A 9821-nucleotide genomic window follows, 5' to 3' on the forward strand; every position below is an offset into this window, starting at 1 on the left:
GCGAATTGGCGTTCTGTGTGGCGCCCGAAGGAGACATGTCGATGGCCGATTCCGACGCCTGGCGCGGACGGCGGCGCAGACGCCGGGCGATCCTGTCGGCCGGTCTGCTGATGGTGGCGACGCTCTCCTGCGGGAAAGGGAACTCCGGGTCGCCGTTCCGCTCGGTGATGCTCAACACCACGGATCCGGTCACGGTGCGCTACGGCTACTCGCTGGTCGACGTCTCGCCGGAGGGCGTCTCGAAGATCACCACAGATCAGCGTGCCCTCGTGTGGCTCGGCGGGTACGACAAGGCGCGGTGCGTCTGGAACTGGAGCGACGCGGAGGTCAGACGACAGTTCGCCCGATACGACGTGGCCCGTTCCGACCGGATCGCCGGATACTTCGTGGCGGACGAGCCCAACACCAACCTCAACTGTCCTGGGGCCGCGGCCGAGGTGCGGGAGCGGTCGGCGCTCGTACGCTCCCTCGACCCGGACACCGACCGTTTCACGCTGGTGAACGTGGACGATCCCAACCAGTTCGCGGCGTTCCGGGGCACTACGGACGTGATGAGCGTCGACGTGTATCCCTGTCTGGTGGCCAAGCCGTGCGACTGGACGAAGATCCCGCGGGCCCTGGAGCGGCTGCGCCAGGCGGGAGTCACCCGCTACATGGGCATGCTCCAGGCGTTCTCCTTCGAGCAGTGGCGCTGGCCCACCGCAGCCGAGCTGACCGGGATGATCGCGCAGTGGCAACGCTCCGACTGGCAGGGGCAGCTGACGTTCTCGTGGCAGTACAAGGGCGGCAGCCTGGCCGACCACCCGGAGCTGCTCCGCGTGCTGCGGCGGCTCAACGACGCACCGCATGAGCGGTTTCCGCTTCCGTGAGCCGGGCGGGAAAGCCGGGCAGCATGGTGGCCAGGAGGCGGCGGGTCTCCGCCCGGTCGTTGCGGTCCGCCGCCTCGTACAGCTCGTCGAGCGGACGCAGCGCGGCGGCGACGGCCGGCCGGGACGAGGGGGTGGCGGCGAGGATCCGTGGATGACCGGTCCGGGCGTGGGCCTCGTGCGCGGAGAACAGCGTCTCGCGCAACTTCTCCCCGGCCTGCAGGCCGGTGAAGCGGATCTCGGGCTCCGGCACGTTCATCGCCCGGGCGAACGCGCGGACCAGGTCGAGGATGCGTACCTCCTCGCCCATGTCCAGGACGAACACCTCGCCGCCGGACGCCATCCGGGCCGCTTCCAGGACCAGTCCGACGGCCTCCTCCACCGTCATGAAGAACCGGGTCATGTCGGGGTGGGTGACCGTCACCGGTCGGCCCGAGCCCAGCTGTTCGGCCAGCACCGACAGCAGTGAACCGCGGCTGCCCAGCACGTTTCCGAAGCGCACCGCGGTCAGCACCGTCGAAGCGCCCGCGCCCGCCTGCACGATGAGTTCGGCGAGCCGCTTGGTGGCGCCCAGCACCGAGACCGGGTCGGCGGCCTTGTCGGTGGAGATCAGTACGAAGCGTTCGGCGTGGTTGGCCAGCGCGGCCCGTACGAGGTTCTCCGTGCCCAGCACATTCGACTTCACGCCCTCGCACGGATGGCGTTCCAGCAGCGGCAGGTGTTTGTGCGCGGCCGCGTGGAAGACCACGTCCGGCCGGAGGTCGGCGAAGATCTGGTCGATGCGGACCCGGTCGCGGATGTCCGAGATGACGATGTCGTCGTCGTGCAGTGCCCGGCCGTACAGCTCGAGGCCGAGCCGGTGCAGATGGGATTCGTCGTGGTCGAGCAGGAACAGTCTGCTCGGCTCGAAGCCGCGCACCTGGCGGCACAGCTCACTGCCGATGGAACCGCCGGCGCCGGTCACCAGAACCCGCTTGCCCGCGATGATGGCGCCGGTCAGCGGACTGACCACGCGTATCTCGGAGCGGCCGGTCAGCCGGTGCACGTCCAGTGCGCGCATGTCGCCGCCGACGACGTCCCGGCGCAGCGCCGCGACGAACGACGGAAGGTAGCGCACGCTCGTGCCGTTGGCCTCGGCCGCCCTTGCGACGGCGCGGAAGCGCTGAGGGGGCAGCTCGGGGATCGCGACGACGACCACTTCGATGCCGTGCTTCAGGACGACCGCGGCAGTGTCGTCGAGTCCGCCCAGCACCTCCACCTCCTCGAAGCGGCACTTGGCCGGGTCGTCGTCCAGGAAGCCGACCGGCAGCAGCCCGAACTGCGAGGTCCGCAGCAGATCCCGGGCCAGCGCCCGGCCGGCCTCGCCGGCACCGACGATCAGCGTGCGCAGTCCGGTGGTCACCCATGCCGTCATCGCGTACTCCTCGGGGATGCAGCGTGTTCGCCGTATGCTTACGACGTATACGTACACTTTTGCCCCATTTGCCTCGCGCCGTCAAGTGGGGAGGTGGTTGACCCGGGACGGTCGTGAGGTTAATGATGTATGTATACGTCGTAAATATACGGTTTTGGCTCAAGCGGGCACCCCACGGGAGACGCCGACGGCGGAGCTGCCGCCGCCGTCGGCGTCGAGGAGTGGCAGGGACGGTGATCATGAACGCACCCATCGAGGACTACGCCCTCATCAGCGACCTCGAGACCGCCGCCATGGTCGGCAGGAACGGGTCCATCGACTGGCTGTGCCTGCCCCGTTTCGACTCCCCGGCCTGCCTGGCCGCGCTGCTCGGCGCCGAGGACAACGGTTTCTGGCGGGTGGCGCCGGTCGCCGCCCCCGGCACCTGCACGCGCCGCGCCTACCGGCCGGACACGCTGGTCCTGGACACCACGTGGGAGACCTCGACGGGTGCCGTGCGGGTCACGGACTTCATGCCACTGCGCGCCCAACTTCCCTACGTCGTAAGGGTGGTGGAGGGCCTGGCGGGTTGTGTGCCGATGCGCAGCGAACTGCGGCTGCGCTTCCACCAGGGCCGAGTGCTGCCCTGGATCCGGGTCACCGACGGCTGCACCGTCGCCGTCGCCGGGCCGGACGCGGTGTGGCTGGGGGCCGACGGGCCTGTCGAGGCCCTCGGCAGGGACCAGTCCACCGTCATGGACTTCACCGTCACCGCCGGCCGACGACTCGCCCTCACCCTGGCCTGGACGCCCTCGCACCACCTCCAGCCGCCCGATCCGCTGGGTGTCCCCGCTGAAACGCTGCTGAAGGAGACCACCGACTTCTGGCGGCGCTGGGCCGCCCGGTGCCGCTACCAGGGGCCGTGGCGGGAGGCCGTGGTGCGCTCGCTGATCACCCTGAAGGCGCTCACCTACGCGCCCACCGGCGGCATCGTCGCCGCCCCGACCACCTCGCTGCCCGGCTGCATCGGCGGGGAACGCAACTGGGACCACCGGTACTGCTGGCTCCGCGATTCCACGCTCGCCCTGTCGTGCCTGCTGCGCAGCGGCTACATCGAGGAGGCGACGGCCTGGCTGGACTGGCTGATGCGGGCCGTTGCCGCCGATCCCGCCGATCTGCAGACCGTCTACGGCCTGGGCGGCCAGCGGTTGCTGCCGGAGACCGAGGCCGACTGGCTGCCCGGCTACGAGGGGTCGCGGCCGGTGCGGTTCGGCAGTTCCGCCGTCGGTCAGTTTCAGCTGGACGTGTACGGCGAGATACTGGACACCCTGTACCTGTCCCTGCGGGCGGGCATCCCCCTGCCGGCTCATGTGTGGGACCTGGTCCAGGCGCTGATGGGCTTCCTGCAGCGGCACTGGCGCGAGCCCGACCGGGGATTGTGGCAGGTGCGGGGACGGCGCCGGCAGTTCGTCCACTCCAAGGTCATGACCTGGGTGGCTGCCGACCGCGCCCTGCGCATGGGGGAGCTGCTCGGCCGCAACGGCTTCTCCTCCGAATGGCGGGCCATGCGGCAGGAGGTGCACCGGCAGGTCTGCCGCGAGGGCTGGGACGCCCGGCAGCAGTCCTTCGTGCAGTCCTACGGCTCCACGGACCTCGACGCCTCGGCCCTGCTCATCCCCCGGCTCGGCTTCCTGCCCGCCAGGGATCCCAGGGTGCGCGGCACCGTACAGGCGATGGGGGGACTGGACGACGCCGGCTTCCTGCACCGGTACGCACCGGGCGGTGCCGGCACGCACGGCGTGGACGGCATGCACGGCCGCGAGGGCGCGTTCGTGGCGTGCACCCTCTGGTATGCCGACGCCCTCGCCGCGACCGGTCGGACCGGGCAGGCCCGTGAGGCCTTCGAGCGCGTCCTCGCCGTCCGCAACGACGTCGGACTGCTCTCCGAGCAGTGGGACCCGGACGCCGGACGCCAACTCGGCAACGCCCCACAGGCGTTCAGCCACATCGCCCTGGCGGAAACGGCGTTCGCCCTGTCGGCGACCCCACCCCGGGGCCGCCGCACCCCGGCGACGCCGCCTCGGCACCTGTCCGGGCCACCCCGAGCCGACCGGTGAGCGGCGCGGGCATCTTCCCCCTCCGCGAGGTCCGCGTTCGTGGTCTCGGGCACGAAGTGCACCGGCGCCACCGGGATCACGCTCGGCGCTGCTCCCGGCCGGGATCCGGTGGGCCTGAAGGCGGCAGGCCGTCGTCGTGCGGGCGGAGGATGATCTCGCTCTCGTCCAGGTTCATCGGAGGCGCGAACAGGTATCCCTGCCCGAACTGGCAGCCGATGGCGGTGAGCAGTTCGCGCTGTGGCTGCTCCTCGATACCCTCGGCGATCACGTTCAGGCCGAGCGTGTCGGCCAGATGGACGATTCCCTCGACGAGTGCGACCTGCCGGGGGTCCTCCGGGATGTCGTCGATGAACGTCTTGTCGATCTTGAGTACATCGATGGGGAACTCCCGCAGATAGCGCAGCGAGGAGAAGCCGGTGCCGAAGTCGTCGACCGCGATCCGTATCCCGAGGCCCTTCAGCGTCCGAAGGAGCGCGTCGATGTGGTCGTCCCGCCGCATGAACATCGACTCGGTCAGCTCCAGCTGCAGCGAGTCCGGGTGGAGACCGGAGGTGTCGAGGGCCCTGCGCACGTCGTTCAGGAAGCCCGTGTCCCGCCATTGGCGGGTGGACACGTTGACGCTGACGTACGGTGGTGCGCGCCACGGGGTCCGTTGCTGCAGCCGGGCGATGTCCGCCGCGGCGTTCCGCAGCACCCAGGCGCCCAACGGCGTGATCTGCCCGGTCTCCTCGGCGAGCGCGATGAACTGCAGCGGTGGGACCACACCCTGTCGGGTGTGCGGCCAGCGGGCCAGTGCCTCGAAGCCGACGACCTCGCCCACGGTGATGTCCACCACCGGTTGGTAGAGCAGGGTGAACTCCTCCTCGGCGATCGCCCGGTCCAGGCGCACCCGCAGGTCGTGGCGCTCCGCCATGCTGTCGCGCAGTTCCGGCTGGAAGCGGCGCCACTGGCGCTTCCCCGCGCTCTTGGCCGCGTACAGGGCCAGATCGGCGAGGGCCAGCAGCTCTTCGGGGTCCGCGCTGTCCCACGCTGTGGCCACGCCCACGCTGGCGGAGATGTTCACCGAATCCTCGGTCAGCTGGAAGGGCCGGTTGAGGGACTGGATCACCTGTGCGGCCAGAAGTTCGGCGTCGAGGGGCTGTTTCGCGCCCTCCATCAGCACAGCGAACTCGTCACCGCCCAGACGGGCCGCGGTGTCGGTGCGCCGCAGCGTCTTGGACAGACGCTCTCCCACCGAGGTGAGCAGCTGGTCGCCGACCGCGTGGCCCAACGTGTCGTTGACGATCTTGAAGTCGTCCAGATCGATGAAGAGTAGACAGGTGAGACTCGACTCGCGGCGGCCGCGCAGCAGCGCGCGCTCGGTGCGCTCCAGCAGCAGCGTTCGGTTGGGCAGACCGGTCAGTGAGTCGTGGAAGGCCCTTTGGGTGAGTTCGTGCTCGAGCTGACGCTGTTCGGTCACGTCCCGGAGCGTGATGACCAGTCCGCCGACGGTCCTGTCCTGCCGCAGGTCACGGCACCGCACCTCCACCTCGATACGACCGTTGCCCTTCGGCACCCACCAGTACTCGGGTGCCTGCTGCTGCTTGTCGCTGCGCAGGGCCTCAAGCGTCTGGTGCGCCCGGTCGCGATCCGAGGGATCCACCAGATCCTGCAGGGGCTGACCCGCCAGCGCGGCGCTGCCGAAGACGGCTTCCGCCGACGGACTGGCGTAACGCACGGTCGTGTCGTCGTTGAGGATGAGGATCACGTCCGAGGCGTTGTGCACCAGGGTGCGGAAGTAGGCCTCGCTCTCCTTCTGGATGATCTCCTGCCGGAGCTTCACACGTTCCGCCGCCAGCCCCGCGTACGAGGCAAGGATCTCCAGCGTGCCGCGCATCTCGGTGAGCTGCCGCTCCGGTCCGGCTGCCACCAGCACCCCCGGGAGTTCCCCGTCGGCCGGGCGGTCGGGCTGGACCATGGGGCACACCAGGGCGGCCGGAAGGTCGCCGAGTCGGTCGGCGATGTCCGGCCCCAGTTCGGGGGCGGTGACGATGAGGGTCGCCGGGAGCGCGGCGGCGACCGGCTCGCTCCGCGGACCGCCACGCGTGTCCGCGCTGCTCCTGCCGAGGGGCGCCAGCAGCGCGTAGAGCTGCTGGGCCTGCTGTTCCGACAGCAGCACGGTCATGTGCCGGACCTTCGGTCCGAACAACGCCGTGACCGCCGTGGCACAGGCCTGTTCGATCTCCTGGGCTCGTGTCGCCGAGACGAGCGAGACGGTCGCCGTGCGCAGTGTCTGTTCCCGCGCCATGGACTTGCGATGGGCCGCGATCATGCCCGCGAGACGGAGGATCACGAGCACGAACAGCAGGCCGGAGAAGGCCGCCAGTGTCGTCGCGTCCTTGACTCTGCCCACCCGTTCCTCGAAGAGCAGGACCGCAGGCATGATCAGTGTGGCCGCGGCGAGCAGCGGGAACAGGTGCCAGGGCAGGAGGGTGGGCTGCGGCTGGGGCGCCGGATCGGTCAACTCCTTCATGGAGGGATGCAGCCCGGCCAGCCCCCAGGCCGTGAAGAAGACCGCCCAGCCGGAGTGCAGCAGCCAGCCGGCCTGCCATGTCCCGTCGAGCTGAAGGGTCCCGTAGGCGATGTCGAAGGCGAGCAGCGTGACCGTGCCCAGGATGAGCAGCTGTACGGAGCGTTCGGGGCCGGAGACGCGACCGGGGGCGAGCAGCCGGACCAGCATCGCCAGCACCAGGATGTCGCCCAAGGGATAGGCGAGCCTGATCGCGTGCTCCTCCCAGGTCAGGCCCTCCAGCGTGGCGAGCGGCTGCACCAGATAGATCCAGACCGGAAGCGCGAGCCCGGCGGTGATGATCATGGCGTCCAGCAGGCTGGGCAGGTCCCGGTTCGCCCAGCGGTACCGGACGAGGCCGAACAGCCCCGCCGCGAGGAGGGGATATGCGGCGAGGTGACACGCGTCCACCGGCGAGGGGAACGAAGGGGCGGCCCGGAAGTACTGCTCCTGAACGTTGTCCAAGGTGTCGCCCGCCGAGACGGCCAGCAATCCGACTGCGAGCATCAGCCAGGGCCATCGGTGCGTCGGCCGGTTGACGTGGACACCGGTGAGAATGGCCGCGGAGCCCGCCAGACCGATGACGGCCCACATCGGCGTGCGCAGGCTCGGAATGGTCAGGTAGAGACAGGACACGACTGCGGCCAGCGCGATGTAGACAGCCATCAACCGGTGGGCCAGGTGCAGTCGCAAAACGCCCTCCCCGGGTCGGAGGAGGCCGGGCCGCGAAAAATGCGTCGACCTGGGCCCTCTGCGTCGATGGTAGGCACGGGAGGCGTCCGGCTGCACCTCGGCTCCGGTCGGCGGACCGGTCAGCGCTTCGTCCTGGGCCGCCGGGGTGAGCCCGCGTAGCCGTGGGGATTGTGCCGCTGAAACCGCCAGGCGTCCCGGCACATGTCGTCGAGGTCCCGCAGGGGGCGCCAGCCCCAGGCGCGCTTCACGGCGGTGGCGTCGGTGACGAGTTCGGGCACGTCGCCGGGGCGGCGCGGCACGATCTCGTACGGAATCTGTCTGCCACAGGCCTTGGAGAACGCGGCGACGACGTCCAGGACGGAACTGCCGTGGCCGAGACCGATGTTGTACACGTGCATGCCCGAGGTGTCGGCGAGGCGGTCGAGCGCGATGCGGTGCGCCTCGACGGCATCCAGGACGTGGACGTAGTCGCGGATCGCGGTTCCGTCGGCGGTGGGGTAGTCGCCGCCGTACACGGAGAGCCGTTCCTGCAGGCCGACGGCCACCTGCGCGAGATTCGGCATCAGGTTGTCGGGTGCGTCCTGCGGGTCCTCGCCCAGCAGTCCGCTGGGGTGGGCGCCTGCCGGGTTGCAGTACCGCAGGCACAGCACGGTGTACTCGGGACGGCGGCGGCAGACGTCGGCGAGGATCTGCTCGCAGATCCACTTGGAGGCGGCATAGGGACTGATGGGCCGGGCGGGTGTGGACTCGTCGAGCCGTCCGCGGCCGGCCTCGCCGTACACGGAGCAGGACGAGGAGAACACCAGCTGGTGCACTCCGTGCTGGTGCATGGTCCGCAGCAGGGACGTCGTGCCGCCGACGTTGACGTCGTAGTACTCGACGGGCAGGCGCATCGATCGATGCACGGACTTGGTCGCCGCGAAGTGCATGACCGCGTCCACCGTGTGCCGTTCGAAGACGGCCGACAGGGCCTGGCAGTCACGGATGTCCAGCTCGTAGACGGCGCCGACGAAACGGCCGGCGATGCGTTCCACACGGGCGAAGGCCTGCGGTGAGCTGTTGGAGTAGTTGTCGACCACGATCACCTCGTAGCCGTGGTCGAGCAGTTCGACACACGCGTGGCTGCCGATGAAGCCTGCTCCACCGGTGACCAGGACTGTGGACGGAGCGCTCATGGGCCCGGGCCCCTCACGAACATCGTACGTTTACGACGTATGTGTACGACTATGGGCCCCTGGTTCCGGTCAGTCAAGCAGGCAGGGTGCCGGCACTCCGGACCCGGATTCCTGCGCAGCCCGCGCGGTCATGCCCTGACCAGCAACTGAAAGTCGAACGCATACCGCGACGCCCGGTAGATATGCGTCCCGTACTCGACCGGCCGCCCCGTGTCGTCGTACGCCGTGCGCTGCATCGTCAGCAGTGCGGCGCCCTCCTTCTCCTCCAGGCGTGCCGCCTCCTCGCCGGTCGCCGAGCGGGCGCCGATGGTCTGGTGGGCGCTGTGCAGGGTGATGCCCGCGGCGCGCATCATCCGGTACAGGCCGGTCGACTCCAGTCGCCCGGTGTCCAGCTCGAGCAGGCCCGCCGGCAGGTAGTTGCACAGGACGGCCACGGGCTGGCCGTGGGTGCTGCGCAGCCGTTCCAGGAGCGTGACCTCGCTGCCCTCCGCGATGCCGAGGGCGGCCGCGACGTCGGCGGACGCCGGGACGCGCTCGTTCCGCACCACCTGCGTCGTCGGCCCCTGCCCGGCCGCCTCCAGGTCGTCGTAGAGACTGCTCAGCTCCAGCGGACGCTTGACCTGGCTGTGCACCACCTGCGTGCCCACCCCGCGCCGCCGGACCAGCAGCCCCTTGTCGACGAGGGACTGGATGGCCTGGCGGACGGTGGGCCGGGACAGGCCCAGGCGCACGGACAGGTCGATCTCGTTGCCCAGGAGGTTTCCCGGGGCGAGGACCCCGTGTTCGATCGCCGCCTCCAGCTGCTGGGCGAGCTGGTAGTACAGCGGCACCGGGCTGCCCCGGTCCAGGGCGAAGTCCAGGGAGTCGAGCGTGGGGGCATTCGTGGCACGGGTCGTGCCACGGGTCTTCGCCATGGACGGACCTCCCTCCGAAGGAGACTGACGAAGCGTCAGGAGTGGCTGGGGAAACCGAGGTTGATGCCCGCGTCGGCCGGGTCGGGCCAGCGCGTGGTGATCACCTTCCCCTGCG

6 protein-coding genes are annotated in these 9821 nt (G+C 70.0%); 2 read left to right on the forward strand and 4 right to left on the reverse strand.

The window, feature by feature from the left end; all coding sequences use genetic code 11:
* The first annotated feature begins 41 nt into the window (after window positions 1-41).
* Window positions 42-869 carry a hypothetical protein gene (locus tag ACWC09_RS22390; protein ID WP_450852330.1) on the forward strand — a complete coding sequence of 276 codons (828 nt, stop codon included), beginning with the start codon at window positions 42-44 and terminating at the stop codon, window positions 867-869.
* Here ACWC09_RS22390 and ACWC09_RS22395 read toward each other — a convergent pair.
* Window positions 832-2280: a polysaccharide biosynthesis protein gene (locus tag ACWC09_RS22395; protein ID WP_450852331.1), complete on the reverse strand. Its 1449-nt coding sequence runs from the start codon at window positions 2278-2280 to the stop codon at window positions 832-834. The two genes, ACWC09_RS22390 and ACWC09_RS22395, sit on opposite strands and share 38 nt — an antisense overlap.
* 125 nt (window positions 2281-2405) lie before the next feature.
* Here ACWC09_RS22395 and ACWC09_RS22400 point away from each other — a divergent pair, with 125 nt between their 5' ends.
* Window positions 2406-4376: a glycoside hydrolase family 15 protein gene (locus ACWC09_RS22400; protein WP_450852332.1), complete on the forward strand. Its 1971-nt coding sequence runs from the start codon at window positions 2406-2408 to the stop codon at window positions 4374-4376.
* A 76-nt stretch (window positions 4377-4452) separates the two neighbouring features.
* On the opposite strand, the gene ACWC09_RS22405 is transcribed toward ACWC09_RS22400, so the two are convergent.
* From ACWC09_RS22405 to ACWC09_RS22415, 3 genes are all read right to left on the reverse strand, one after another.
* On the reverse strand, window positions 4453-7617 hold the full coding sequence (locus ACWC09_RS22405) for an EAL domain-containing protein (protein WP_450852333.1): 3165 nt from the start codon (window positions 7615-7617) through the stop codon (window positions 4453-4455).
* A 119-nt stretch (window positions 7618-7736) separates the two neighbouring features.
* Entirely contained in the window at window positions 7737-8792 is a 1056-nt protein-coding gene (gene galE / locus ACWC09_RS22410; RefSeq protein ID WP_450852334.1) for a UDP-glucose 4-epimerase GalE, read from the reverse strand.
* Between the two features lie 128 nt (window positions 8793-8920).
* A complete protein-coding gene (locus ACWC09_RS22415) occupies window positions 8921-9706 on the reverse strand; it encodes a GntR family transcriptional regulator (RefSeq protein WP_450852335.1) in 786 nt (261 codons plus the stop codon).
* Window positions 9707-9821: the final 115 nt, after the last annotated feature.

The organism is Streptomyces sp. NPDC001617, assembly GCF_053596855.1.